We start from the raw sequence: 25,608 nt of genomic DNA, 5'->3' as shown, positions 1-25,608 counted from the left end.
GGATGTCCCGGGTTCTGTTGAATTTCTGAAGAGGTCGGCGTTGCCCCCCTTGAGCCGATAGGCTCGGGGTGCTGATTCCACAAAGGAGAGCAACGCCATAACGAGAGATATCACACCGGCTGGTTGGCCGGCGACCGGGGCTGTGGACGAAACGTTTGCGGAAGTACGGGCGAGCTTCGATCGGTTCTGCCTTGCGGCGGGGATCGAGGCGCTCGGCACGATGATGGAGGCGGATGTGACGGCGGCCTGCGGGCCGCGCCACGGTCGCGATACGGCGCGGCGGGCGCATCGTTGGGGCCGAACGCGGGGACGGATCGGCTTCCACGGCGGCAAGATCGTGGTCGAGCGCCCGCGGGTCCGGGACGTGGACGGCCGCGAGGTCACGATCCCGAGCTGGGAAACGGCGGCGGAGGAAGACTGGCTCGGTCGCTGGGCGATGAACCTGATGCTGATCAATGTATCGACGCGCCGGTTCGGCCGCGCTGTCCGGCTGCCCGAGGGTGACGTGCCGGCACCGCCCGGATCGGGGATTTCGAAGTCGGCGGCCTCGCGGAGGTTCGTAGCGCTGTCGGCGGCGCGGCTGGCCGACTTCATGGCTGCCGATCTGTCCGCACTCGACCTTCTGGTGATCCAAATCGACGGGCTGCATCTCGGCGACGATCTCGTGCTGGTCGCCGCGATCGGGGTTGACGGCGAAGGCAACAAGCATCCGCTGGCGCTGGTGGAAGGGGCGACCGAGAATGCCGCAACGGTTCAGGTCCCTGCTGGACAACCTGGTCTCGCGCGGGCTCGACCCGACGGTGCCAAGACTGTTCATCGCCGACGGCGCGAAGGCGTTGTCGAAGGCGATCCGCCTCACCTTCGGTTCGGCCGCTGCGATCCAGCGCTGCCAGATCCACAAGGCGCGCAACATCATGGAACGCCTGCCGAAAGAGCATCATGCGGCCACCCGTCGGGTGCTGCGCCAGGCCTGGGAGCTCGATGACGCCGACAAGGCTGAAAAATTGATCCGCAATCTCGCGCGTCGCCTGGACCAGCAATGGCCCGGCGTAGCGGCGAGCATCCTCGAAGGCCTCGACGAAATCCTGACTGGTCCGGTTGAAGCTGCCGAAGGAGCTTCGTCGATCGCTCGCTTGTACCAACATCGCCGAGAACATGATGGACACCATTCGCCGCGTCACGCGCAACGTCAAACGCTGGCGAGATGCCGGTATGGCCTTGCGATGGGTCGCGGCCGGCATGATCGAGGCCAACAAGGGCTTCAGACGATTGAAGGCGCATAAGCAATTGTCGGTTCTGCGTGCGGCCCTTCAAGCTCGCCACAATCGCATGACGATCAACCCCGTTGCCCACGTCACGAGGGCCGCGTAACATTCATTCCGGCAACGTCAGCCCGACGTAGTTCAACAGCGATCGGGACATCCCCCATTTGTGATCCTGTCGGGGGTTACGATTTCACGAGCACCTGGCTCGATGCTTTGAGATTTGCAATTGTCATGCCGGCGAACCTCAGCTGCGATTGAAGACAAGCCATGTTCAGAGCTGGATGCTCGTATGTTACGAAGGCTGATCGAGCGGAATTGGGGCGGCGAGCGGCCGCGCCAGGGCGGTCTGGATGTGAGGTAGAAGAAGCTTCAGTCGGCAGGGCGAGGCGAAATCGTGACCGATGCGCACCGCAGCGGGCCTGGGCTCAGAGTCTCGCCATGCTCATAGCCGCCCGCCCAGCATAGATCTTATTGCCGCCGTTCCCGCTCGCGCGGCAGGCTGGCTATTAGATCCCATCACAAAAGTTTCTATGTCTCGCACGTGTTACCGTGCGCCAGGCAATCGTCCGCGCGGAGCGACTGACCACCGAACTGATCAGAACCGTCGACAGGCTGTTCGCGCCTTTCCCGCTCGATGAAGAGAACAAGGCGCAGCGCGCCCGCGCGGTCGATCAGCGCAAGCGTGTGTTGACGGAATGGCTGAATGCGCAGGCGGCGCGCGACAGCACGCGATGAGGCAGCATGGCGTCTGAAGCCGTGCCCTGCGCTGATGTTCGTCAACGGCGCCGGCGAACTTGACCAAAAACACGACCAGGACCTGCGCGATACCTGCGTCATGCTGCTCGATCGCGCCGGCTGCGACTTGCTGACGATCTGCGACATCACCGGGCACTCGTACCGAAGCGCGCAGACTATCGTGAAGCATTACCGCGCCCGCAATGCGGATCGCGCAGATTCCGGCATCGATCGGCTTGAATTGCAGGTTCGCAAGGAAGGGATGAAGGGCTGATCGCCGACCGGCCCAATCTCATTTCGGCGGCCTTGTAGCCCTGCACGATGCTGTGGTGCTCGGCGCGTTAATATTCGGGAGCGGCCAACGCGGCCCTATCCCGAGTTGGGCGCTGTGATTGTAATTCCCACAGCCGGCCATCGGCTCCAGCAGCTGGTCAAGCACACTCGACTGCGCGCGGCGCTCCGCATCCTTTCGGATGGTGACATTCCCTACGATCCGCATCGACGGTCCCCTGCGTACCGGATTCCATCCGGAACACTCCGAGAACATCACCACTCGTCGCACGGCGTGCGACGTACGACTACAAAAAACGTCGCACGAGACCCGGTTTGTTCTGTGGAGGAATTAAAAAGCCCTTGCGGGCCAGCCTCTCGAGGGCGGTGGGCGCACCAGGGCTCGAACCTGGGACCCGCTGATTAAGAGCACGCTTCCATCATCGATTTTTCGCGAGAATTTTTCCAACTGAGTCGAAACCCGATCATTATAGATCAATGGCTTACAGCCAGAAATCCAACTGCCCGGGCGCGCTTGGCGCGGCGGATCGACGGATCTGAGACTCCGGGCTGGATGTTTAATAATTGTCATGTCGCGTCCATTAACCGATTGAGCCGGGCAAGAATTCGCCCCCGATCCATATGTGAACAAGCCCGGTGTGGCGTTCGGATTTTAGCGCGCTTCCTATTTCCTGCATGTATGTTGCGGCTCCCCAAGGTGATTGCGGGTGCTTGGATACCCGTTGGACGGGAGAACGTCTTTTCGATACCTGCCGTATTCAGCCTGCTAGGAACGAAACGAAAGATGGCTGGAAGGTACGGTAGGCTGGAAACTCGATACCAAGGTCGGCCCGTCCGTGATCCTGGTTCTGGCGGGAATTCTTCCGCAGGTTACCGGAAGAAAAAGGACGACCGGACCGCCCTCTTGAAGGCCATCGATCTCAGCCAGGTGATGAGAAAGCCCTCGGATCCGATGTGCACGCTTGCTCGCAAGTTCACGATGATTTCTAAGACTACCACTTTACGCAAGCATCTCTTTCGAAGCGAAGGTTGCGCTTCAGTTACAGCAATTCGCGTCGGCACCGCCTTGCGGCCGAAGCCATCATCGACGCCACCGTACGGCTCGTGAAGCGCGCGAGCCTCGAAAAGGCGGCCGGCACTGACGTACTGGTCGCACGCAAGCTGTGGGGCATCACGGCCGGCGAGCTGCGCCATGCCGAGGATCACATGCTCTTGCTGGGACGCAAGACCGCGATGGAGCGCGTTGCAACTTCCTGCTCGAAATGGACCGCCGCCTGGCCGTCGCCGGCATGATGGCGCTGCCGATGTGCCGGCGCGACATCGGCGATTATCTCGGCCTCACGCTGGAGACCGTGTCGCGCGCGCTGTCACAGCTTCACGCGCAGGGCATTTTGGGCTTCTCCGGCGCCCGCCAGATCGTGCTCCGCAACCGGCAAGCCTGCACAATCTCGACGCCTGGCCTTTCTCCCTACTAACGTTGTCCCCAGCGACGTGACCGACCGAACCGGCTTCGGCGGCGGCCACTTCTTTGCCGCGATCAAGCCGCACGCCGCGTCTCCGGCATCACCAGAAGAAGGCTCGTTGCCGCACGCCGGACAGTTCGAAGAAGGCGGCATTGCCGAACCGCCGCTTACGTAACCGCCAGGGGCGGTGCTCAGCGAGCCCCCTATGCCGCACGGTGCCGACAATGCCCTCCACATCGCCGCCGTATCGCTCGGAGGGCGGCGCGGCGGGGTCCGCTGAGACGCCGACGGTCGAGCCTCATAGGCGCGGTCGCCTTCTCGCGGACTGGAGATCCGTCGAGCGGTGACTTCGGATCGCGGCCGGGGATCGACAGGTCGCGCGGAGCTTCCGCGCCGCCGGTCAGCGCAACGGCGTCGTATTCATTGAGCATCTCGCGCGGATCCTTTTCGCTCAAGGGAACGACGAATTCGTGAAAATGCTTCACCCGCTCGGCGACCGGGGCGTACTTGCGGTCGTGCCGTTCGATTTCGAGAAAACCCGTGATCTTGCCCATTAAACCCGAAGTACCTGCCGCTTAAGTTCGTTCTGTTTGTTCCTCATCGTCATTGCGAGGGAACGGACGAAGTAATCCCGTGTATCCGATGAGAAAGTATGGATTGCTCACATGGGGAAGTGGTGCGTCAATACGGTTTGTCAGCTCTTTGTTCGATTGCAGGCCAGCTCTTCGTCCCAACCCGTTGGCTATGGAGATCGCGCGCGGAGATCAGGTCAAGGTTGGCCCGTACGGCCGCCGCGAAGCGGCTTGACCTTGACGTGATCGAGAGCGCCATCAGGCTTTCGTGGTCGGGCGTAACTGGGCCGGAGAACTCCTTATCGTCAGCGATCCAAAATTCGAGCCGGTTTGGCGATGTGGTTTACGTGCCAGATCAAACTCACATTCGGTCAGGGGGGCGACTGCACCATAATTCCGCTTGCGGCGGGCAAGCTCGAGAGGACGAGGCCATTCTTCATTGCGGCGTTTGAAGCCATGCAATCCATCGGTTCGTCCACCCGGATCGGCCGAGCCTGATCGGGCCGCGGCGGATTTGTTTCCTTACGAGAGAAGCTTTGATCTCAGACGCTCTTCATCACGGCTGCCTCGATCACAACACCAGCCGTCACGTACTTGCGCGCCAGCGCAACGATTGCGGTCTTGCGACCGCCTTGGCTGTGCGTCTTGAACCAGCGAGCCAGCGCCGATTGCGGCTGGTGCCGCAGCCACAACCAAGCGAGCTGGATCATCGTGGTTGGCAGCCGTGGACTGCCGGCTTTGGACACGCCCTGCTCCCGCTCGATGCCGCCGCTGCGCCAGGGCGTCGGCGCGGGTCCCGCATAAGCAGCAAGCTGGCGGCGGTTGAAGCACTGCCAGTAGAAGGCCTCCGACCAGAGAGCGGCTGCAAAGTTGGGACCCATCGCCTTCAATGCCAACAGCATGGTCATCGGGGCCGGCCCCGTCGTCTCAGTCCCAGGCTTTTCGGCAGCAGCCAACAACGCATCCTGCTCGACTTCCACGGTCTTGATCTGTTCGAGCAGAAGTTCGAGACGATGCAGCTTACGGCTGATTTGCATCTTCCAAATGCGACGGCAACGCCCGAGCGTCTCCAGTGCGCAATGCTTCAAGCCGCGCCCGCCGGTCCTGCCGCAGCGGCGCGCAATCGGATATGCCCTGGGCGAACAGAAGGCCCTTGATCCGGTTCGATGCGCGATCCGTTCAGCAATCAATGTCTGCCATTCGCGGCAAACCCTGCGGCGATCTTCCTCTTCAGGTGAAGATGCCGCCACCATCGCACAGACCCGTGGCTCGCGCGCTTGTAGACCAGAAGCGCCCGCAACAGCGCCTCGCCATCCAGCCTGTCCGCCTTGGCCGGCCTCCGGCGCCGGGAGGTCGCAATCGATTCGTGATCGACCACGTGGCTCTCAATGCCTTCCTGTTGCAGAACCCGGTGCAGCCAGAACCCGTCAAGCCCCGCCTCCTGAATCCTGACGATCGGATTGGTCTGACCGGTTCGGGCCGCCGCCTTGCGCTTGAGTTCCGCAAACAGTTTCATCAGCTCAGCCGGCTCGCCCCTGTGACGCTAAGCCTGGACATCTTCTCGCCCTTCCCGGGCGAAGGCGACGTGACCAGCCACGTCGAACGGCTCAGTTCCAAAACACAAAAATTGCGCCAAACTGCGTCCTGATAGCGGTCGGTCCGTCGGGAGGATGATCGAGCAACATCGTCGTCTCGATGTTGGGTGGTTTCTCGCAACTTCAGTATGGCCAGATCTGGTCGCTATCCACTCTCTTCGCTGCGCTTGCAATGATGGGGTGTGATTGCCTACGCCCTGATCGCGATTTTCGGCTCGGCGTCCGCGTTGGCGGCCATTTCGCGCAGCGCACGCCGGTACTCGTCCGGCATCAGCTTGCGGAATTTGGGCAGCCAGCCCTTCCAATTGGCAAGGATGTCGGCAGCGCGCCTGGAGCCGGTCGCCTTGGCGTGGCGCGAGATCAGGACGTGCAGCCGCTCGACGTCGGAGTCGAGCAGGTTCTTGAACACGTCGACCCGGCCATGCGCCTCGAGGTCACCGGAGTGATGATAGGTGCCGGCGTTGATCAGCTCTTCCGACAGCACCGGCTCGAGCTCGGCCATCGGGAGGTTGCACAATCTGTCGAAATTGCCGCTCTCGTCGAGCACATAGGCGATGCCGCCGGACATGCCGGCCGCGAAGTTGCGTCCGGTCTTGCCGAGCACGACCACGATGCCGCCGGTCATGTATTCGCAGCAATGATCGCCCGCGCCTTCAACCACGGCGACCGCGCCCGAGTTGCGCACGGCAAATCGTTCGCCAGCGACGCCGCGGAAGTAGCACTCGCCTTGAATGGCGCCGTACATCACGGTGTTGCCGACGATGATGCTTTCTTCCGGCACGATGCTGCTGTTCTTCGGCGGCTTGACGATGATCTTGCCGCCGGAGAGGCCCTTGCCGACATAGTCGTTGGCTTCGCCTTCGAGCTCGAAAGTGACGCCTTGCGCCAGCCAGGCGCCGAAGGCCTGGCCCGCGGTGCCCTTGAGGCTGACATGGATCGTGTTATGCGGCAGCCCGGCATGGCCGTAGATCTTGGCGACCGCGCCCGACAGCATCGCGCCGGCGGAACGGTTGGTGCTGTTGATCCCTGCCTCGATCTTGACCGGCGCGCCGCGATCGAGCGCGGGCGTGGCCTTCTCGATCAGCGCGCGATCCAGCACCGCTTCCAGATGATGGTTCTGGCGCTCGGAATGGTAGATCTTCTGGCCCTTCTCTTCCTTCTGCCGCACGAACAGCTTCGAGAAGTCGAGGCCCTTGGCCTTCCAGTGCGCGACCAGCTTGGTCTGGTCGAGCAGCTGGGTCTGGCCGATCATCTCGTTGAAGGTGCGGAAGCCGAGCGACGCCATTATCTCGCGGACTTCCTCGGCGACGAAGAAGAAGTAGTTGATGACGTGCTCGGGCTGGCCGGCGAAGCGCTTGCGCAGGACCGGGTCCTGGGTCGCGACGCCGACCGGGCAGGTGTTGAGATGGCACTTGCGCATCATGATGCAGCCGGCCGCGATCAGCGGCGCGGTGGCGAAGCCGAACTCGTCGGCGCCAAGCAGCGCGCCGATCACGACGTCACGCCCGGTGCGGAAGCCGCCGTCGACCTGGACCACGATGCGGCTGCGCAGCCGCTCGCGCACCAGCGTCTGGTGGGTTTCGGCGAGACCAATTTCCCAGGGGCTGCCGGCGTGCTTGATCGAGGTCAGCGGCGAAGCGCCGGTGCCGCCCTCGAAGCCGGCGATGGTGACATGGTCGGCGCGTGCCTTGGCGACGCCTGCGGCGACCGTGCCGACGCCGATCTCGGAGACGAGCTTGACCGAGACGTCGCCCGTCGGGTTGACGTTCTTGAGGTCGTAGATGAGCTGCGCCAAATCCTCGATCGAGTAGATGTCGTGGTGCGGCGGCGGCGAGATCAGGCCGACTCCGGGCGTCGAATGCCGGACCTTTGCGATGGTCGCGTCGACCTTGTGGCCGGGCAGCTGGCCGCCTTCGCCGGGCTTGGCGCCCTGCGCCATCTTGATCTGCATCATGTCGGAGTTGACGAGATACTCCGTGGTCACGCCGAAGCGGCCCGAGGCGACCTGCTTGATCGCCGAGCGCATGGAATCTCCGTTCGGCATCGGCTTGAAGCGATCGGCCTCTTCGCCGCCTTCGCCGGTATTGGACTTGCCGCCGATTCGGTTCATGGCGATCGCGAGCGTGGTGTGCGCCTCGCGCGAGATCGAGCCGAAGCTCATCGCGCCCGTGGCGAAACGCCTGACGATGTCCTTGGCCGGCTCGACCTGGTCGAGCGGCACCGGCTTGCGCTTCTCTTCCTCCGCGCTCTTGACCCGGAACAGGCCGCGCAGCGTCAGCAGCCGCTCGGACTGCTCGTTCAGGATCTTGGCGAAGGCGCGATAGCACTCCAGCGAATTGCCGCGCGCGGCATGCTGGAGCAGGCCCACCGATTCCGCGGTCCAGGCATGGTCCTCGCCGCGGCTGCGATAGGCATATTCGCCGCCGACGTCGAGCGCGGTCTTGTAGACCAGCGCCTCGCCGAACGCGTCGGCATGGCGGCGCACGGCCTCTTCGGCGATCTCAGCGAGACCCACGCCCTCGACGCGGGTATGGGTGCCGGCGAAGAATTTCGCGACGAAGTCGGCCTTGAGGCCGACGGCATCGAAGATCTGGGCGCCGCAATAGGACTGGTAGGTCGAGATGCCCATCTTGGACATCACCTTGAGCAGGCCCTTGCCGATCGATTTGATGTAGCGCTTGACGATCTCGTAGTCGTCGAGCGAGCCGGGCAGGCGGTCCTTCATCGCGATGATGGTCTCGAACGCGAGGTATGGGTTGATCGCCTCTGCGCCGTAGCCGGCAAGGCAGGCGAAGTGATGCACTTCGCGCGGCTCGCCGGATTCGACGACGAGGCCGACCGAGGTGCGCAGGCCGGTGCGGATCAAATGATGATGCACGGCGGCGCAGGCGAGCAGCGACGGAATCGGCACGCGGTCGGAGCCGACCATGCGGTCGGACAGGATGATGATTTTGACGCCCTCGCGCACCGCGCTTTCGGCGCGTGCGCAGAGCTCGTCGAGCACCTGGTCCATGCCGGCCGCACCGAGACCGGCGTGGAAGGTGGTGTCGAGCGTGCGCGACTTGAAGTGGGATTCGGCCACGTCCGAGATCGAGCGGATCTTTTCCAGATCCGCGTCGGTCAGGATCGGCTGCCGCGCTTCAAGACGCTTGGTGGTGGCAAGGCCCTGGAGGTCGAACAGGTTCGGCCGCGGTCCAATGATCGAGACCAGGCTCATCACCAGCTCCTCGCGGATCGGGTCGATCGGCGGGTTGGTGACCTGCGCAAAGTTCTGCTTGAAGTAGGTGAACAGCGGCTTGGCCTTGTCCGACAGCGCCGAGATCGGCGTGTCGTTGCCCATCGAGCCCGCGGCTTCCTCGCCAATGGAGGCCATCGGCGTCATCAGGATGGTGATGTCTTCCTGGCTGTAGCCGAACGCCTGTTGGCGATCGAGCAGCGACAGGTTGGAGCGCACGCCGGTGGTCGGCACCTTCGGCAGTTCCTCCAGCACGATCTGGGTCCGCTCGAGCCATTCCTTGTAGGGATGGCTCTTGGCGAGTTCGGCCTTGATCTCGTCGTCGGGAATCAGGCGGCCCTGTTCGAGGTCGACCAGCAGCATCTTGCCGGGCTGCAGCCGCCACTTGGTGATGATCTGGTCCTCGAGGATCGTCAGCACGCCCATCTCGGACGCCATCACGATGCGGTCGTCCTTGGTCACGAGATAGCGCGCCGGCCGCAGGCCGTTGCGGTCGAGCGTGGCGCCGATCTGGCGGCCGTCCGTGAAGGCGATCGCTGCGGGGCCGTCCCACGGCTCCATCAGGGCTGCGTGATATTCGTAGAAGGCGCGGCGCTTCTCATCCATCAAGGGATTGCCGGCCCACGCCTCCGGAATCATCATCATGACGGCGTGCGGCAGCGAGTAGCCGCCCTGCACCAGGAATTCGAGGGCGTTGTCGAAGCAGGCGGTGTCCGACTGGCCTTCATAAGAGATGGGCCAGAGCCGGTTGATGTCCTTGCCGTAGAGCTCCGAGCTCACGGACGCCTGACGCGCCGCCATCCAGTTGGTGTTGCCGCGCAGCGTGTTGATCTCGCCGTTATGCGCGATCATCCGATAGGGATGCGCCAGCGACCATGCCGGCAAGGTGTTGGTCGAGAAGCGCTGATGCACCAGCGCCAGGGCGCTCTCGAAGTCCGCCTCATGCAGGTCGGGATAGTACTTGCCGAGCTGGTCGGCGAGGAACATGCCCTTGTAGATCACGGTACGGCAGGACATCGAGCATGGGTAATAGCCCGCGAGGCCGCGGTCACGGCGCTGGTAGATCGCCTGCGAGATCGACTTGCGCAGGATGTAGAGATGGCGCTCGAAATCGTCCTCGGTCTTGGCGGTGCCATTGCGGCCGATGAACACCTGCATGCAGGCGGGCTCGGTCGGCTTCACGGTGACGCCGAGCGAGGAGTTGTCGGTCGGCACGTCGCGCCAGCCGAGCAGGGTCAGGCCTTCCGCCTTGATCTGGTCGGCGATGATGCTCTTGATGACGTTGCGCCAGGCGGTGTCGCGCGGCATGAACAGCGCGCCGATGGCGTATTCGCCCGGAGCCGGCAGCGTAAAGCCGAGCTCCCCGGCCTTGCGGCTGAAGAAGGCGTGCGGGATCTGCACCAAAATGCCGACGCCGTCGCCGGCGCGCGGGTCGGCGCCGACCGCGCCGCGGTGCTCGAGATTGCAAAGGATGTTGAGCGCGTCCGAGACGATCTCGTGCGACTTCTTGCCCTTGATGTTGGCGATGAAGCCGACGCCGCAGGAATCCTTCTCCAGGCTCGGATCGTAGAGGCCTTCGGCCGGCGGACGCGAATTGTGTTCCTGAATCGGATCAGTCGTTTTCGAGGCGACGGTCGCCGACAGCTCTTCTGCCATGATGTTTGCGCGCTCGAATTGCGACCCGTTCATGTCCTCGTCCTCTCCATGCGGCAAGCTGCCTCACCGCCATCTTCGGCGCACCTTGGGCGTTCCGCGGCACCCGCTCTTGGGCCACCGCTCGTCCTTGCGAGCCGCATTTTCTTAAATTCAGGCCAAGGCGTTCTTCGTCCCCCAGAACGGCTTTGCCTCCTCATCCTTGTACTTGGCCAAGGCCTTAAGCAACAGCCGCAGGTAGTGCGCCTTCTCTTCAGCCCCCATTGGCCGCCCCGGGCTATCCAGCGACTTCACCGCCGACTCGACTAACTCGACCGCACGATCCTTGTTGCCGCTTTCGTAATAATACTGAGCGACCGCCCCATAGGACAGAAACTTGGGGAGGGCGCTGCCTTCTGGAGAATTCAGCGCGAGGATGTGTTCGGCCAACTCCTTGCCCATCGCAAAGCGATCAGAATGCGGGAAATCAGAGTTGTCCTCCGCTGGATCGAAGAGTTGGCGGATCGCCCCGACCATCCAGTCCTCAGATTTTTTGTCGATCGCATCGCGAGCCAATTGACGCATAACGGTTAACCCCGTCTGCATGTCATGGATTTTGTGCAGGAGCAGATCCGCATGAACTACGCGAACGCTGATGTCGTCCGGCGTCACTGTAACGCCCTCTTTAGCGGCCGAAAGCGCCGTCGACCAATCCTGCGCCTTCAGCGCCGGCCCAAGTTTGGCCCAGAACGCTTGCATCCGGGCTTTCTCGCGCATTCTAGATTCTGCTTCAGCGATTCGCTCCGCATCCGCTGCTTTGGCTTCATCGCTGGTGCGCCAGGTGCCGTTTAACATTTTTGTAAACACGTCATACAGTTGCATCGGGTGACCGATAAAGGCGACGTGACCGTCACGGTCGATGACGAATGACGTAGGGATAGTGGCAGAAAAACTGGGCGCCATCCAAAGCTTCTTCATTTTTCCCGCGTAATCGAACGCGATCCGAAAATTCAGCTTGGAGCCTTTTTCGGTCAACCACGCGTCCAAGTTCGTTCGCGCCTCCTCGGCCGTTGAGCCTCGCTCGGAAGCTGCAACTGCGATGACCTCAACTGCGCTATTTTTGTATTTTTCTTGCAGTTCCGCGAGATGGGGCATCACCGCCACACATCCGCGGCACCAAGTCGCCCAAAACTCGACAATATACAGCGTTCCCAGCTTAAAGTTGGTGAGGGGCTCGCCACGCACCCAGCTTTCCACCCTCATCGGAGGAGCTGGCGAGTCGATACGAAGGATCACGTTGTTCTCCAAAGCTATTCCCAAACCTTCGCGCGACCGTGCGCGAGATCGTTTGTCTCTAAGAAACGGGGCACGAGTTCAATGAACGAGAGCGCGTCTGCATGCACTCCGCCTGACACCGTGTTGCTCCCGTAGCAACGACCGTGCCAGCACTACCAACGCACATACGCACCTGATTCGGCCTAAGATTGCCTCGGCGGCCCAACACGGCGGTGCGTTTGTAGCTGGCGGCCTTGTTCGATGTCAGACATCGGACGCGGGTCGTGCGCTTCGGGCCGTGGGGTTTTGTGCCCCGCCCATCATGACGATCGCGCACCTGATGTTTTGATGATTGCTGCCGTAACCGCCGTCGCGCAGAACCGGCAAATAGCTGTTAATACGAGCCTCGCTCGCTCTGCCCGTCCAATTGCGCTCCTCCTACTCGGTGTTCCTGCTTCATAAAGAAAGCGCGGCGATCCGACGGTTACGCTTTTCTTGAACGTTAGCCGATGAGGTTGCAAATCGCGACAACGTCGTTGCATCGGAGCCGCTCGTACCGCCCTGTTTATGTCGTCACCGGTGCCTTCCATCGCATAAAGCGCCGCTCCAGCGCCTTGAGAACGGCATTGAAGGCAAGCCCGATCACAGTGATGCCAATGATGCCGAAATACATTTGCGGGGTCAGGAAGCTGTACTGGCTGTTGATGATGAGATAGCCGAGACCAGCCGTCACGCCGACCATCTCGGACGCAACCCACCAGCATTGCGGACGCGCTGGCGAGTCGAATGCCGACAAAGATGCTCGGAAGCGCGGCAGGAACGATGACCTTGCGGAAGAATTGCTACGGCGTTGCTCCCATTGTCCGCGCCGACTTGATCAAAAGCGGATCGACCTGCTTCACTGAAGCGATGGTGCTATAGATCACCATCGCGATCGACGTCTGATCCCGCGGCGAGCTTTGTGGGAGCTGATCGATCCTCAGACCGATACCTTCGCAAGTCCGTCGTCCCTTCGTCCTTCGGGATAACGGGTTTGCGTTCTACAATTGGCCGCATCGTTTCATTCCTTGCAGCAGCTCGCTTCAGCATCTCGGTTAGAAAACACGCCACGACGAAATTCCGCGCTGCGATCGGGCGGCGTCTCCTTTTTCGGCCGGCCGCTGACCACGGTACCACGATATTGGTGCCCGACACGGAGTCCGTTGCGGCGCAAGGACGCGAGATGGCGCCTTTCTCGATGCTCGGCTTTCATCGAAATGGCCATTGTCGTTGCAGGTCACTGACGATCTGGTCCGTGATCTTCTGATGGACAGTGGCTTTCATGGTTCCCGCGTCTATCGGTTGCGAATGCAACCAAAATGACGCGCCTTGTTGCGGGGTTGAGCCATCACGCCGGAAAACGACGGATGGCGGGCCGTAGCCCCCGCGGCGAGTACGCCGCCGCCGGCGGGCCGTCGGCAAGTAGGCTTCATGCAGCACAGTGTTTGATGGTCTGCGCATGTCGGAAGTCCGAATCTTGCGATGACCTCCGGCCGAATTGCGGCGGAAGCGATCTTCCAGGTGAAGTCGCGCCGCGATCCCACAACGGCAAACGATCTGACGCTCTGCAAAGAACACGCTGAACGACTCCTTCGTCATGAAGAAAATGCGCTCTCGGCGGACAGCCATGGTGGCGGCCGGACCTGGGCGACCATCGCCACGGTTCTGCAGACGCGCGAAGATGAATGACGTCGATCCGCATGCCTGGTTCACACAAACTTTCGAACCGGACGCGCGGGGCTGGCCGATGTCTCAGATCGATGCTCTCATACCGTGAAACCTCAAAGCCTGAATGGCTTCAGCTAAACACTTTCGCGAAGAAGGTGAAATGGGTAGAAGGCTTCGATCGCATACCCAGGCTCCGAGCACTATTGCGTCGCTTCGGACGGCAGCGCCGAGCATCGGCCGTCATCGCGTCCCTGATCGATACGGCCTTACGCCACGTGCGGCATAAACCGCTAAGCATGATTGGCCGCATCCCCGCGGGCTTAGTGTTGCTTATCCAAGTGAGGGGCTTTAGCATTGAGCCCCGCCTTGCGCTGTCGGCTTCCCCGAACCGCCCTTCGGCTTGATGCTCTTCACGGAGGCCGAGACCTCGATCAGCGTGCCATCGACCGAGAAGTGTTCGCTGGACAAGAGCCACACGCACGTGCGGCAGGTTCAGCACAGTGACAAGAACTTGGCCGCGATATCGCCGTCCAGCAGCCGATCCCGGATCTTGCAGAACACGGTCGCATCCCACAGCAGCCGCCTCAGCCACGTGTTTTCGTCCTCCAACCTCTTCAGGCGTTTGGCCTCCGAGACCTCCATCCTGCCGAGCTTGGCTTTCCATTTGTAGATATTGGCGTCACTGACGCCGTGCTTCCAACACAGATCCGCGGCCGAAACGCCAGCCTCGTGCTCCTTTTAAATCCCGATGATCTGCTCTTCCGAAAGCGGCTACGCTTCATGGTCCTTGTTTTGGGCCAGAGCGAACTTCACCTGGATTAAGGCCGTGGGCAAGGTACAGCTGCGCCAGCCTCTCGATCCTTGTCCGGTTTCTGACAGGGGCACACAAAACCTGTGAGCTTCACAACACCGCGCGCCATTTGCGCATCGCGAACTGTTTCAACGCGCAATCAGGCGCTTAATGCGCGCGAGACGTGCTGGCACCGCCCTTGCTCTTTCCCGCCATAGGGCAATAGGGGGCCAATTTGAAGGAGCTGAACATGAGCCGCACGACAGGATCTTGGGCTTACGGATAAAAAGCGCCGATGCCAAGGGGAGAGACTAAGGCCAAAGAAATTCGCGACTCTTCGATGCGGTTTGGGAGCATACCGCAGCATGCGATAGTTGCGGCTAGAACGGCCGAGGGTCCTTGAAGAATCGCACGGCACTACCGGCTACTGAGTAGGAGCGAAAGTTCAGTACCGCTTACCTCGCCTTGCCGTCTGAGGGCAGGGCGAGGAGCGCCTGATCGTTGGATCGCTCGGGGGGCAGCTTGCAAACGTGTGCGGTTGCTCATGGGCCTTGCTTAAGAGTGAATGCGCGGGTGGGAAATTGACCGTCTCATATCATAAATTAGAGCTCCCCAGAATACGGGACCGAGTGGACTTTGCTGCCTTTATGTTGGGAGTAAGCCACATCGACGCACAGGTACGGAGCTGGCGGTCGCCAAGTTTTCGTTTTCAATTCTCCCGATTTGGTCCAGCGTCTATTTGAAGACACTGATTGTTACGGCGCGACTGAGTACCATTACAGAAGCCTTGTCGATGCATAGACGTCGGTCAAGCCCAAACTCTGCGAGAACTCCGAGGTCATCAACCAAGCAACCCTTGATTGATTCCGAGCACAGCGCTGGAAGCGATCACTGCGGCCCTATTCGGGTTCGATGGACGCGACCACGAGGCAGTCTGGCAGCGGCGCGTGTGGTGGCCGTGCAGACGTTCGGAGAAGCAATTTCGAGGACGGCGAGGTAGCGGTCGGCCGCCTGATGCTTATTGTCGCATGGTGTGAACGCCGCGAGCGGATTCTTTCACCAGCCGACCCGGCGGTCGATCGGTCGAAAAATGCGATAGCTTTCTTGCGATGGAGGACGACATGCAGGAAGAGGCGCCGTCGCCGCCCAGGTCCCTTGTTTTCGAAGCGCCGCTGGTCCGGCTGCTCGCGATCAACTTTGCCGCGGGCGTGTCGCTGGCGGTGCTCCTGGTCGGTGGCCTCATGCTGCTCAATCCCGGCAACATACGAGACCTCATCCTGGCCGATAACACCCCCGGCATCGCGCTCGGGCTGCTCCTGTTCGGCTTCATCATCACCCTCAGCTCCAGCGCGATGGGCACCGCCATCATGGCGATGGGGCGACGGCAGCCCGAGGGCCCCCCGCGAGGACCGGGACAGTTCGTGGCTGAGACGGTCGGCGACAAGACGCGCAGCCGGCAGCTGCATGATCGCTTCTGATTGAATAAGAGCCTATGCTCCGGGCAGCCGGTCTCAAGGACGAAAGCGGCACCTACGCTCAGCTCTGCTTTCGAGGGCGAAGCGGAATTGTTGTCCTTGATCTGAGACTAATTCATTCGGCGTGCGTTGCGCGGTGCGTGTCCCCCGAACATCGATTTTGAGGCTGACCTTCGCCTGACCCAGAAGTGCCGACAGGAACATCCCGATCAGAGGAAACTTCGGAATCTGGCGAGCTCCGTGATGTGATCGGCTGACAAGACTTCCGTTACGAGCGGAGGCTGTGGCGCTGTGTGGATTTCGTAAAGATGACGTGTGGCCTCAGGCTTGGTCATAAACTTTCGTATGCAGTCGTCCAGCGTGCCTTCCGCCAGCAGATAGGTGCTTCTGTCTGCACGGCGCTCATTGTTTATGGAGGGCCATTTGCGAAGCATGGCGGGCGCATCGAATCGAATGTGAATGTCGTTCGCGTCCATCATCTCTGTACTCGATCGTTCAACGTGGCTGCTCTGCCTCTGAACAGTCGTGAACTGCCTGATTGCCTCATGCTGCGCCATAAGACACCGCCAGCCTTTGCCGAAGCCGCGTCGACTTCTTTACAAATGGCGCAAAGCGGACGCCCTCAATGATCAGCATTCGCTCGCAGGCAGCAACCCCGCTAAGGCTTTGGCTTCCGATTTGAGAGCATCGATTGCCGACTTGCGGGCGTCGGCATCGAAGCGCGTCCTGATCGCTGATAGCGAAAGGGCGCCCCTCAGTTTGCCGTGTACGTCCATCAACGGCACGGCCGCCGCGGCGACCTCCGGATCCCGCTCTCCGATCGAAACATAAAAGCCTTTATCGCGGATCTTCTTCCCTTCTACGTTCGTTGGCTCGCGGTATGCAGTAAGAATTCGCCCGGCGGCGCCGCGATCAATCGGCAATCGCTGGCCTTCTTCGAGATGATGTCGAACTGAACGTGGAGAATTGACGCGGTAAAGACAGATGCGTTCGTCGCCATCTGCAACATAAAAGGATGCAGTTTCCCCCGTTGCCTCAACCAGGCGACGAAGCGATGGCCGGATGACTTCGCCAAGATCCAGACCGCGCTGATAGAGCGCCCCGAGACGCCACAACTCCGGTCCCGGTCGAAACAACCGGTCCGCGCCGCGGACGAGAAAGCCGTCAGCCTCCAACGAAGAGGCCAATCGGAGTACTGTGCTCTTGTAGAGGTCCGTCATCTCCGCAATCTGCGTCAGCGTGATCGCAGACCGCTCCGCGTTGAGACTTTTCAGGATCGCGAGCGCTCTCCTGACCGCGTCAACTCCTGTCTTGCTCATCTCTGCTCCAGTTCTGTAGAATAGAACCACTGCCATATTAAGGCGCCAGAATCCATTACAGAAGGAGGTAAACGGTTCTGTACGGCAGAATAGATTGACTCTTCTCACACACATGACTATGGATTGCATATAACAGAACGAGTTCTGAAGCGCGAAGGGCAGCCAACGCTGGCCGTTGACTTGCGCGAGGTAATGATCCCCTTCGGCGCATTCATCGCAGTCAAAAGCGTGAACCTCCAAGTAGGCGACGCGGAGTTCGTTGCGGTCATGGGACCAACCGGTTGCGGCAAGTCCACCATCCTGAGCACTGCCACAGGTCTCTCAAAACCCGCCTCGGGAGACGTTCAGATTTTCGGCAAGCCGCTCACGGGACTGAATGATCAGTCCGGCTACATGCTCCAACAGGGGGTCCTACTGCCGTGGAAGACCGCGCAGGACAACGTTGGGCTCGGGCTCGCCTTTCTGGGCAAGTCACTCGAGGAGACGCGCGCCGAGGTTCGGCAGTGGCCCGCCAAAGTCGGCCTGACGGGATTTGAGCAGCGTTATCCGCATCAGCTATCAGGCGGGCAACGCAAGCGCGCGGCGATGGCGCAGACGCTCATCATGGAGCCGAGAATCGTTCTGATGGACGAGCCCTTCTCGACGCTCGACGTTCACACGCGCCGGCTGACGCACCGCATCCTGCCCGATCTCTGGCAGGCCGAGCGCCGCTCCTTGATCTTCATCACCCATCATTTCGACGAGGCGATTACGCTGGCCGACCCGCGTCGCCGTGATGTCCGCAGGCCCTGCCAGCCGGATGGTCGGCGAGGTCAGGATCACGCTGCCTCGTCCCCGGGACGTCTCCGCGCTGCAGACCAGGACGAGTTCGTCGCGCTCTATCGCGAAATCTGGTCGCTGCTTGGGCGCTGAAGTGGAGAGGAGCTATGCCGCGCAGAAATAAGGTCGTTGTCACGCAAGTCGCGATCGTTCTCGCTCTTGTCCTGATCTGGGAGCTGGGGGTGCGATTAGGCCTCATCGACGCCTTCTTCTTTCCGGCGCCGTCGACCCCGGTCGGCAGGATAAGGAACGGGACGTCGACCGCGGATTTCTGGGGCGATGTTGGCATAACGCTGGTCGAGACGATCCTATCATTCGTAGTCGGGATTGCGATCGGCACTGCGCTTGGGATCTGGCTGGGATTAAGCCCGTTTGCCGCTGATGTCGTTCAGCGCTTCATCATGTTCAACGCGATCCCGCGTATCCTGCTGGGGCCGATCTTCGTCATCTGGTTCGGTCTGCGGCTGACCTCGAACGTTGCGCTCGGCGTGACCCTCGTGCTGTTCGTTGCGTTCTTCAACACTTTCCAAGGCGTGCGCGAGGTCAATCCGGTCGTCCTGGCGAGCGCGCGACTGCTGCGCGATTCGAAATCCTCGCTGTTGCGCCACGTCTATCTACCCTCTGCCACCACCTGGACCCTGTCGAGCCTGCGGGTGTCCGTCGGCATGGCGGTCGTGGGCGCCGTGGTTACGGAGTATCTCGGCTCATCCGCCGGGTTGGGGCACCTGATCGCGCAGGAAGGGGTGCTCGATGCGATGGGCGTGTTCGCCGGAATCATCGTGCTGTCCGCATTCGTGGTTGCGCTCGACGCGCTCGTCGATCGTGCCGAAAAGAGGTTGTTGGTTTGTCGGCCAGCGCCGGCTCATGCAGCTTGAACATGTACTTGGCTAATGATGGAGGTGTATATGCGCGTTTTAATCCGACTGATCTTTGGTGTTGCGGCCGCTGGCCTCTGCCTCTTATCGGCTGACGCCGGCGAACCTGAAAAGGCGAAACTGAAGATCATCGTCGGCTCCCACATTCTCAATTACATGCCTGCTGAATTGGGCGTAAAGCTCGGTACCTTCAAAGAAGAAGGGCTCGACGTCACTGTTCGAGAGTTTCCAGGCCGACGGCTCCAAGGCGCTGCAGGCGCTGATTGGTGGCTCGGTGGACGGCGTCGTGCGGTTCTGTGATCACACGATCCAGATGCAGGCGCAGCGCGAGGAGAATCCTGCGTCTTCGTGCTCAACGACATACCCGGCATTCTTCTCGGGGTGCGCAGCGATCGCCGACAAGGTGAAGAGCGGCGCCAACCTCAAGGGCCTGAGGCTCGGCATCACGGCTCCTGGATCAACTCGGTATCAACGGAGCAGCTCGTTGTCCCGACCCGATACAAGACCGATAATCGCGAGGTGAACGTCGATGTCCTGAAAGCGTCGAAAGCGCTGTTTTCCCAGAGCGGCCTGATGGACGCCGAGGCGGCCAAGGTACCGCTGGCTGTGTTGAGCGATTTCGACTCCAGGATCGCCACCGCCAACATCGACCTCAGCAAAAACTTCAACCGCAGCGGCCGAAGATACCGCAAAGAAGGCTTCGTCAGATGTCCCTGCCGCTCACCGGTATCCGTGTCCTCGACCTGTCGAACGTGTTGGCAGGCCCGTTCTGCGGCTACCATCTCGCGCGCTTGGGCGCGGAGGTTATCAAGATCGAAAACCCCAATGGAGGCGATCTCGCGCGGCGCCTTGGCGCCGATCCGCAAAGGGCAGAGCGCCTTCAGGGCCTCTCCTTCGTCGCCGTGAACGCCGGTAAGCAGTCGGTGGCGCTCGATCTGAAGTCTGAAGCGGGAAGGGAAGTGTTTTTCAGGCTGGTGTCCGAGGCCGACGTCCTTCTCGAAAACTTCCGGCCCAAGGTCATGGAGCGGCTTGGTCTCGGTTTTGACGCGTTGTGCAAGCGCAACCCGCGCCTCATCTATTGCGCGATCTCAGGCTTTGGGCAAAACGGTCCTTGGTCCGCCCGCCCGGCCTACGACCAGATCGTCCAGGGCCTTTCCGGCGCGATGAGTGTTACCGGTGATGCAGCCACGGCTCCGCTGCGGACCGGCTTCCCGATCTCCGACACCATTGCCGGGCTAACAGCCGCCTTTGCCATCTCCGCGGCGCTCGTCGAGCAGCAGCAAATTGGCAGGGGTCGGTTCATCGACGTGTCGCTGCTCGAGGCGACAATCGCGGCCATGGGATGGGTGGTTTCCAATCATCTGAACGGCGGAGTCGAGCCGCAGCCGATGGGGAACGAGAATTTCACGGCTGCACCCTCCGGCACGTTCCGCACCGCGACCGGCCCGCTGAATATAGCCGCCAACGAGCAGAAGCAGTACCGGACCCTTTGCGATCTGGTCGGCCGGCCGGATCTGAAGACAGATCCGCGCTTCGCAAAGCGCGAAGCGCGTAAAATGAACCGCTGGGCGCTTAGCGATGAGTTGAATGCGGCGTTGAGCTGCAGGCCTGCGGACGAGTGGGAGGCGCTGTTGAATGCCGCCGGCGTCCCTGCCGGCTGTGTGCTGACCGTTCCGCAAGTTTTGCGCGAGCCGCAGTTGCTGGAGCGCGGCTTTGTCGAGACGCTGCCGCTCGACAGGGCTGGCGAACCACCATTACGCATTACGCGCCCCGGCTTTCGGCTGGATGAGGCGTTTCCTGTCCCCGCGCTCCCCCCCTTGCTCGGTGCGGACACAGAGCGATGGCTGGCTCGGCTCGGTCATACCTATCCGGAAATTGAGCACCTTATCGCAAGCGGTGCCGCCGGAGCGCCACGTCAAGGAGGAGCACATTTTTCGCGGGTCCGCCCGGCGACGGATGGAGCAGCGTAACGGGCAGGAGTTGCACGCAAGCAAGCTTCGGCAGGACATAGGCTGACGAGATTGGAAAACAGAATGAGCGAAACGGAGCTGCGAGAGCAGGCCGCCCATTGGTGGCGGACCTCCATCTGCGACATTGCGCCCGGGCGGATCGCCTACCGCGGATACACGATCGAGGAATTAATTGGTCATATTTCCTTCACCGCGATAATCTGGCTGATGCTGCGCGGCGAGCTACCCACACCGGCGCAGGAGCGGCTGTTGCAGGCTGCGCTGGTTGCATCAGTAGATCATGGCCCGCATGCACCTTCCATCGCCATCGCGCAGATGGCTGTCAGTTGTGGGGTGCCGCTCAACGGCGCGATGGCTTCCGCGATCAACACGCTCGACGACCTGCATGGCGGAGCGGGGGAGCAGGCGATTGAGCTCTATGACGAGGTCCTGCGCCGCAGCGAGACCAAGGATATCGATGAGGCTGCCGCTGAGGCGATCGACCATTTCACCGCCACGCGCAGCAAATATCTGCCCGGCTTCGGTCACCGGTTTCATCCCGTCGACCCGCGCGTTGACCCGCTGCTCGCACTAGTCGATGCAGCGGTCAGTGGCGATGTCGTCAGCGGTTGCTATGCCAGCGCTGCGCGCGCGATCGAGCGCGTCATGCGCGAGCGCAAAGGCAAGCTCATCCCGATGAACATCGATGGAGCCACTGCAGTCGTCTACGGGGAGCTGGGCTTTGCTGCACCCCTAGCTCGCGGCATCTTCTGCTTGTCACGCGCGGTAGGCATCCTGGCCCATGCATGGGAGCAGACCGGACGCAAGGACCGCAATAAAGGGCCGATGCCCAAGCAGTTCGCCTACAAATATCAGGGGCAGCCAAAGCGCAGCCTGAAGGAAGCGCCATGATGTACCTTGAGGGACCACCGCAGCTCACCGAACGCGCGTCTTTTCGGCCATGCCCGCCAAATTGCGTCGGCCCGGAGTCCGCTCGGATTGGGCGGACGTCAACCGTGGAGGCAAGCCGGCTGACTGCTTCATCGAGGGCCGTCGTTCGACGCGTAGGGAAATCTCTATCTGATCGACATTTCCTTGGCCGCATCTTCAGGCTTGCACCCGGTGGCTCCTGGTCCTTGATCGTCAATAACGGTTGGCGGAATGGCCTGGCAGCATTCTCGCGTCGTCTGGGGTGTGCCGTAAGATCAGCAGGTTTAGCTCATTCTTCGGGACGAGCGGTCCGGACGTGCTGGCAATGGACGCCAGACGCTGTTCGTAGCTCATGCATAGCTGGGCCACGTCTTCGTCCTAGCATCGGATGGCGAGTGCATCGCTCCGCATCAGTCCTGCGCTGGCTCGACGTGTACGAGCGTTGCCTTGGGTCAAGATGGCGCTTTGTTTATCACAGAATTAGCAACCGGTTCGGTACGTTCAGTATTGATCGCAGAGTTGGTGCCTTGTAAAGCCACGCTCAAAAAAGCGGCAGCTTCGGCAAGCTGCATCTTATCGTCATTTCGATCAGTTGTTTTTATCGAAGGAGAGCACGGGGCGACGCGTGATCAACCGCTGTATCGACCCGCCGATGCCGGGCTTTTTGCCGGACTCCCCGGCGCTCGGTTATCGGCAACACAGATACAGGGCGCGAGATGATGCTGATACGCGTTGGCAGACCGCCATCGCCGCGCAACTGGCTACTGGTCACCAATATCCGTAACACCTCGTGGTCGCACTGACGCATCTGGCTCAAGCCGGAGAGCCGCTGCTTGCTGCCCGCCAAAGGTTCAGTGGGTGATCGCGGCACAGACGTCGCGTTGATGTAACTTGCTGCCATTTCGGCCAAGGTCGTGTGGACACTTATTGCATCCATAGCATGATGGCTGCGAGAGTTGCGAAGGCGCAATAGCTTCGGGCATTTTTTTCGAAGTGGGTTGCTACGCGTCGGAACTGCTTGAGCTTGCAAGCAGCATTCCACAAGATGTTCCTCGGCATTGGATGCTTCGAGCGGATATTTGAGCGCCGGTGACGGGTTGTTGGGAATGACGGCCCACACACCGAGACTGTCTCCCGAAAAACCGGCCTTGGATCTGATTTGCCGCCTCAAGGGAATCCTCAAGAGTCCGCAGCACATGGGGGCGCCGGAGGATATTGCGGGAGAGCACCTTCGGCGGCCCATTCGCGAGATCGCACGCGAGAGGTGGGAAATATTCAGCCAGCAGCACGGTCGGTAGGTACGCATCCGAGGGCGGCCGCCTTGCAGAGGTTGGCTATTGCATGATTACAGGCAGTATGGACACCATACCCACTGCCAATAATGCGAAAGTTATGGAGGTTGTCGACACAGGACGGCGGCGGTTCAGTATTGAAGCGAAGCAGCGGATTGTGGAGGAGAGTTATTGCTGTGGCGATCCTGTTACTCGCCGCCACGGACTTTTTCCTGGCCAACTGTTCGGATGGCGACGCCTGGCGCGACAGGGCGCTCTTGGAGCGCTTAACCCAAAGATGGCGAACACGGGTTTATTGCGGCTCTGATTGAGCCGGATCCAACGAGAAGCGATGGGAGCCGTGACGCCGCTCGCTGCGAGCAGGTTGTTGGACGGATGGAGATCGTGCTCGGCAGCGGTGTTCGTCTGATCGTCGGAGTGGATGTCGACATCGCCGCTCTATCGCGGGTCTTAAGAGTGCTGGAGGGACGATGATCCCAATTCCGACGGGCGTTCGTGTGTGGCTTGCGACCGGCTACACCGACATGCGGTGCGGCTTTCCGAGTTTGGCTCTCCGCGTGCAGGAAGTGCTCAAGCAAGATCCTCTTGGCGGAAATCTTTTTTGCTTCAGGGGAAAACGCGGCGATCTTTTGAAGGTATTTGGCATGATGGCCAGGGGGCATGCCTGTTTACAAAAAGACTTGAGAGATGAAGGTTCATCTCGCCTTCGGTTGCAGGGGAAGCAGTGACGATCTCTCCGGCGCAATTGAGCTATCTCTTTGAGGGCTCTTGTTGATGCCCCTACTTTTCATGGTGATCCTCCCTCAGATCAATCTTCGCGATATGATGATTTCTCAAGCTGCGAATCGCCTGCAACGCGTTTGTGTTGTCAGGAAAGAGGAAGCGGCCCGAAGCCTCTCGGGTGGTCAGGATGCTCTCTCGCTTGAGCTGAACATAAATCCATTTGACGGGTATCCTGAGGCGTTGTGCTAGTTGGGTTACTGTCAAATGGTCGGCAACCGCCGGCCACCGTGTTCGATGCCGCACCTTGAGGCGGTGTTTGAGACGAATGCGCCGGACCGTGATCGGCAGAACTTTGTCAGCCTCCCATGGCGAGTGATGTCCTTCCTGCGTCAGAATGCGCGCGATCTCATCGTCGTAGGCGCCATCCCGCGCCAATGCGCATATGCGTTCTACCATCTCCTTGTGACGCGGCAGCGCAGCCACAGCATTCACAGGTAGGGTGACTACAAGCTCAGTGGTCGCGCCGCCGCGCCACACAATGCGCACCTCAGCCTTGTCCCGGGCACAGCGGCGCATCACCACCTTTTCGATCAGACAGCGCAAGAGCGCCTTGCGGTGGTCCCTGCGGGTCGCGGGGTTGTCCCATAGCGCCGGAAGACGATTTCCAAGGGCGATCACCTTGGCACGCAGATCGTGAGGAACGCCCAAGGGTTCATTGGACTTGTGCATCGTGCGCTGGGCTAATGCCTCCTCGGCTCGGCGCAGCTCCGATAGAGCGGCTTCCCACCGTCGTTCCAGTTCGCCTGTCACGAGCCGGTTATCGGGATCGGTGCGATTGAACTGGCGCTCGGCGAGGGCTGCCTGATAGCGAAGCCTCTCAACCTGCTGCTCCTCAGCGTGCCGCAGGGCTCTTTCGGACTGCAGATGGGTCTTGCGCGCTTTGGACAACGCATCGATTTCCGCCGGTGCCACAGCTTCCAAGAATGCCGCCGCAACCTGTGCGTCGATCGGTGCGGCGCGCAGGTTCTGACATTCTGGTGCGCCACGCTGGATTTTGAGATGATTGCAGACATATTGACTACCGCCCTTGTAACGCACGGCCATCTTGTGTCCGCATTCGCCGCAATAGGTGATGCCGTGGAGCAGGGCCGCTCCATCACGCGGGATGCCACGGCTTTTGATGTGCTGGTACTCCGCACGATTGTCGCGCAGCATCGCCTGGATCTTCTCGAAGGTTTCCCAGTCGATATAGGCCGGGTACTTTTCCCTCACCACGATCCTCCAGTCCGTTCCACGACGCGGAGACTTTTGTGGACGCTCTCCCGGTATTTCGGACGGCTTCTGCCAAGTCCTTCCATAGACAAAGGCGCCTGCATAGGCCGGATTCTTCAGGATCGCCGTCACGGCCGACACCGTCGCAGGCTGCCAGCGCAGATCGCCATGGCGGTCGAGGCGAGGCAGTGCCAAGCCGCGGCCAACAAAGGCCCGCATCGCTTGCGCGGCCGTCCGGTACTTTCAGGAAGGTCTCGAAGAGCAGCGACAAGCGCCCCTGCACCTCGAGATTGGGATCCTTGGTGACCACCCCTGAAGGGTCGCGGACAAGGCCCGCCGGCAACTGCACGACCAAGTCACCGCGTTCGGCTTTTGCCATACGCCCAGTGGTCAT

The 25,608-nt window shown here is 61.1% G+C and carries 18 protein-coding genes and 8 pseudogenes; 15 read left to right on the top strand and 11 right to left on the bottom strand.

Translation table 11 applies throughout. The features are described 5' to 3' along the window. Positions 1 to 97 precede the first annotated feature (97 nt). The 5 genes and pseudogenes from KJQ96_RS24765 (at position 98) to KJQ96_RS24745 (ending at position 3,929) form a co-directional block, all read left to right on the top strand. Positions 98 to 1,371, top strand: a pseudogene (locus KJQ96_RS24765) (IS256 family transposase). Positions 1,372 to 1,814: 443 nt separating this feature from the next. Next, positions 1,815 to 2,000 carry a hypothetical protein gene (locus KJQ96_RS24760; protein WP_213251430.1) on the top strand — a complete coding sequence of 62 codons (186 nt, stop codon included), beginning with the start codon at positions 1,815 to 1,817 and terminating at the stop codon, positions 1,998 to 2,000. Next, positions 1,969 to 2,274 (top strand): hypothetical protein, encoded by a 306-nt coding sequence (locus KJQ96_RS24755; RefSeq protein ID WP_213251431.1) that lies wholly within the window; start codon positions 1,969 to 1,971, stop codon positions 2,272 to 2,274. Before KJQ96_RS24760 ends, KJQ96_RS24755 begins: the two co-directional genes overlap by 32 nt. A gap of 1,073 nt (positions 2,275 to 3,347) precedes the next feature. After that, positions 3,348 to 3,786, top strand: a pseudogene (locus KJQ96_RS24750) (helix-turn-helix domain-containing protein); the annotation flags it as partial. Beyond that, positions 3,783 to 3,929 (top strand): hypothetical protein, encoded by a 147-nt coding sequence (locus KJQ96_RS24745; protein WP_213251432.1) that lies wholly within the window; start codon positions 3,783 to 3,785, stop codon positions 3,927 to 3,929. The pseudogene KJQ96_RS24750 and the gene KJQ96_RS24745, both read left to right, overlap by 4 nt. Before the next feature lie 28 nt (positions 3,930 to 3,957). On the opposite strand, the gene KJQ96_RS24740 is transcribed toward KJQ96_RS24745, so the two are convergent. From KJQ96_RS24740 to KJQ96_RS24720, 5 genes and pseudogenes are all read right to left on the bottom strand, one after another. Next, positions 3,958 to 4,308, bottom strand: coding sequence for a hypothetical protein (locus KJQ96_RS24740; RefSeq protein ID WP_213289047.1), 351 nt, complete (start codon positions 4,306 to 4,308; stop codon positions 3,958 to 3,960). Positions 4,309 to 4,868: 560 nt separating this feature from the next. Next, positions 4,869 to 6,011 (bottom strand): annotated as a pseudogene (locus KJQ96_RS24735) (IS110 family transposase). Positions 6,012 to 6,111: 100 nt separating this feature from the next. After that, positions 6,112 to 10,845, bottom strand: coding sequence for a glutamate synthase large subunit (gene gltB, locus KJQ96_RS24730; RefSeq protein WP_213251433.1), 4,734 nt, complete (start codon positions 10,843 to 10,845; stop codon positions 6,112 to 6,114). A gap of 117 nt (positions 10,846 to 10,962) precedes the next feature. After that, positions 10,963 to 12,084 carry a TlpA disulfide reductase family protein gene (locus KJQ96_RS24725; protein ID WP_309142465.1) on the bottom strand — a complete coding sequence of 374 codons (1,122 nt, stop codon included), beginning with the start codon at positions 12,082 to 12,084 and terminating at the stop codon, positions 10,963 to 10,965. Positions 12,085 to 12,628: 544 nt separating this feature from the next. Continuing rightward, positions 12,629 to 12,859, bottom strand: coding sequence for a hypothetical protein (locus KJQ96_RS24720; RefSeq protein WP_249726345.1), 231 nt, complete (start codon positions 12,857 to 12,859; stop codon positions 12,629 to 12,631). Positions 12,860 to 13,560: 701 nt separating this feature from the next. On the opposite strand from KJQ96_RS24720, the pseudogene KJQ96_RS40415 reads away from it, so the two are divergent. Both KJQ96_RS40415 and KJQ96_RS40410 read left to right on the top strand, forming a co-directional pair. Next, a pseudogene (locus KJQ96_RS40415) lies at positions 13,561 to 13,714 on the top strand (FAD-dependent oxidoreductase); the annotation flags it as partial. Then, a pseudogene (locus tag KJQ96_RS40410) lies at positions 13,708 to 13,879 on the top strand (transposase domain-containing protein); the annotation flags it as partial. The pseudogenes KJQ96_RS40415 and KJQ96_RS40410, both read left to right, overlap by 7 nt. A gap of 455 nt (positions 13,880 to 14,334) precedes the next feature. On the opposite strand, the pseudogene KJQ96_RS42115 reads toward KJQ96_RS40410, so the two are convergent. Continuing rightward, positions 14,335 to 14,552, bottom strand: a pseudogene (locus KJQ96_RS42115) (transposase); the annotation flags it as partial. Positions 14,553 to 15,681: 1,129 nt separating this feature from the next. Between KJQ96_RS42115 and KJQ96_RS24705 the strand changes: the two are divergent. Further along, positions 15,682 to 16,038, top strand: coding sequence for a hypothetical protein (locus KJQ96_RS24705; RefSeq protein ID WP_190241880.1), 357 nt, complete (start codon positions 15,682 to 15,684; stop codon positions 16,036 to 16,038). A gap of 206 nt (positions 16,039 to 16,244) precedes the next feature. Here KJQ96_RS24705 and KJQ96_RS24700 read toward each other — a convergent pair whose 3' ends face one another. Further along, positions 16,245 to 16,514: a hypothetical protein gene (locus KJQ96_RS24700; RefSeq protein WP_213251435.1), complete on the bottom strand. Its 270-nt coding sequence runs from the start codon at positions 16,512 to 16,514 to the stop codon at positions 16,245 to 16,247. Positions 16,515 to 16,664: 150 nt separating this feature from the next. Then, positions 16,665 to 17,354, bottom strand: coding sequence for an IclR family transcriptional regulator (locus tag KJQ96_RS24695; protein WP_213251460.1), 690 nt, complete (start codon positions 17,352 to 17,354; stop codon positions 16,665 to 16,667). Between the two features lie 192 nt (positions 17,355 to 17,546). Here KJQ96_RS24695 and KJQ96_RS24690 point away from each other — a divergent pair. The 3 genes and pseudogenes from KJQ96_RS24690 (at position 17,547) to KJQ96_RS40400 (ending at position 19,348) form a co-directional block, all read left to right on the top strand. Beyond that, positions 17,547 to 18,297: pseudogene (locus tag KJQ96_RS24690) on the top strand (ABC transporter ATP-binding protein). Beyond that, positions 18,281 to 19,048 (top strand): ABC transporter permease, encoded by a 768-nt coding sequence (locus KJQ96_RS24685; RefSeq protein WP_108516969.1) that lies wholly within the window; start codon positions 18,281 to 18,283, stop codon positions 19,046 to 19,048. Before KJQ96_RS24690 ends, KJQ96_RS24685 begins: the two are co-directional and overlap by 17 nt. A gap of 30 nt (positions 19,049 to 19,078) precedes the next feature. Beyond that, positions 19,079 to 19,348: a hypothetical protein gene (locus KJQ96_RS40400; protein ID WP_249734471.1), complete on the top strand. Its 270-nt coding sequence runs from the start codon at positions 19,079 to 19,081 to the stop codon at positions 19,346 to 19,348. Here KJQ96_RS40400 and KJQ96_RS40395 read toward each other — a convergent pair whose 3' ends face one another. Continuing rightward, a complete protein-coding gene (locus tag KJQ96_RS40395; RefSeq protein ID WP_244608354.1) occupies positions 19,349 to 19,492 on the bottom strand; it encodes a hypothetical protein in 144 nt (47 codons plus the stop codon). A 263-nt stretch (positions 19,493 to 19,755) separates the two neighbouring features. Here KJQ96_RS40395 and KJQ96_RS24675 point away from each other — a divergent pair, with 263 nt between their 5' ends. Then, positions 19,756 to 21,018, top strand: a complete 1,263-nt coding sequence (locus KJQ96_RS24675; RefSeq protein ID WP_213251436.1) for a CaiB/BaiF CoA-transferase family protein — start codon at positions 19,756 to 19,758, stop codon at positions 21,016 to 21,018. 63 nt (positions 21,019 to 21,081) lie between these two features. Further along, on the top strand, positions 21,082 to 21,909 hold the full coding sequence (locus KJQ96_RS24670) for a citryl-CoA lyase (RefSeq protein ID WP_213251437.1): 828 nt from the start codon (positions 21,082 to 21,084) through the stop codon (positions 21,907 to 21,909). Positions 21,910 to 22,851: 942 nt separating this feature from the next. On the opposite strand, the pseudogene KJQ96_RS24665 reads toward KJQ96_RS24670, so the two are convergent. Next, positions 22,852 to 23,050 (bottom strand): annotated as a pseudogene (locus tag KJQ96_RS24665) (IS5/IS1182 family transposase); the annotation flags it as partial. A gap of 218 nt (positions 23,051 to 23,268) precedes the next feature. On the opposite strand from KJQ96_RS24665, the gene KJQ96_RS42110 reads away from it, so the two are divergent. Both KJQ96_RS42110 and tnpB read left to right on the top strand, forming a co-directional pair. Beyond that, positions 23,269 to 23,526 carry a transposase gene (locus KJQ96_RS42110; protein ID WP_213289037.1) on the top strand — a complete coding sequence of 86 codons (258 nt, stop codon included), beginning with the start codon at positions 23,269 to 23,271 and terminating at the stop codon, positions 23,524 to 23,526. 163 nt (positions 23,527 to 23,689) lie between these two features. Continuing rightward, on the top strand, positions 23,690 to 23,947 hold the full coding sequence (tnpB, locus tag KJQ96_RS24655; RefSeq protein ID WP_374226562.1) for an IS66 family insertion sequence element accessory protein TnpB: 258 nt from the start codon (positions 23,690 to 23,692) through the stop codon (positions 23,945 to 23,947). A gap of 52 nt (positions 23,948 to 23,999) precedes the next feature. Here the strand turns inward: tnpB and KJQ96_RS24650 are convergent, their stop codons facing one another. Then, the gene (locus KJQ96_RS24650; RefSeq protein ID WP_249726347.1) at positions 24,000 to 25,433 is read right to left on the bottom strand and encodes a recombinase family protein; all 1,434 of its coding nucleotides are present in this window, start codon (positions 25,431 to 25,433) and stop codon (positions 24,000 to 24,002) included. Positions 25,434 to 25,608 lie beyond the last annotated feature (175 nt).

The sequence above is a fragment of the Bradyrhizobium sp. sGM-13 genome (assembly GCF_018398875.1).
Lineage (GTDB): Bacteria > Pseudomonadota > Alphaproteobacteria > Rhizobiales > Xanthobacteraceae > Bradyrhizobium.
Note: the sequence above shows the minus strand (reverse complement) of the source record. Positions and strands in the feature narration are given on the sequence as shown.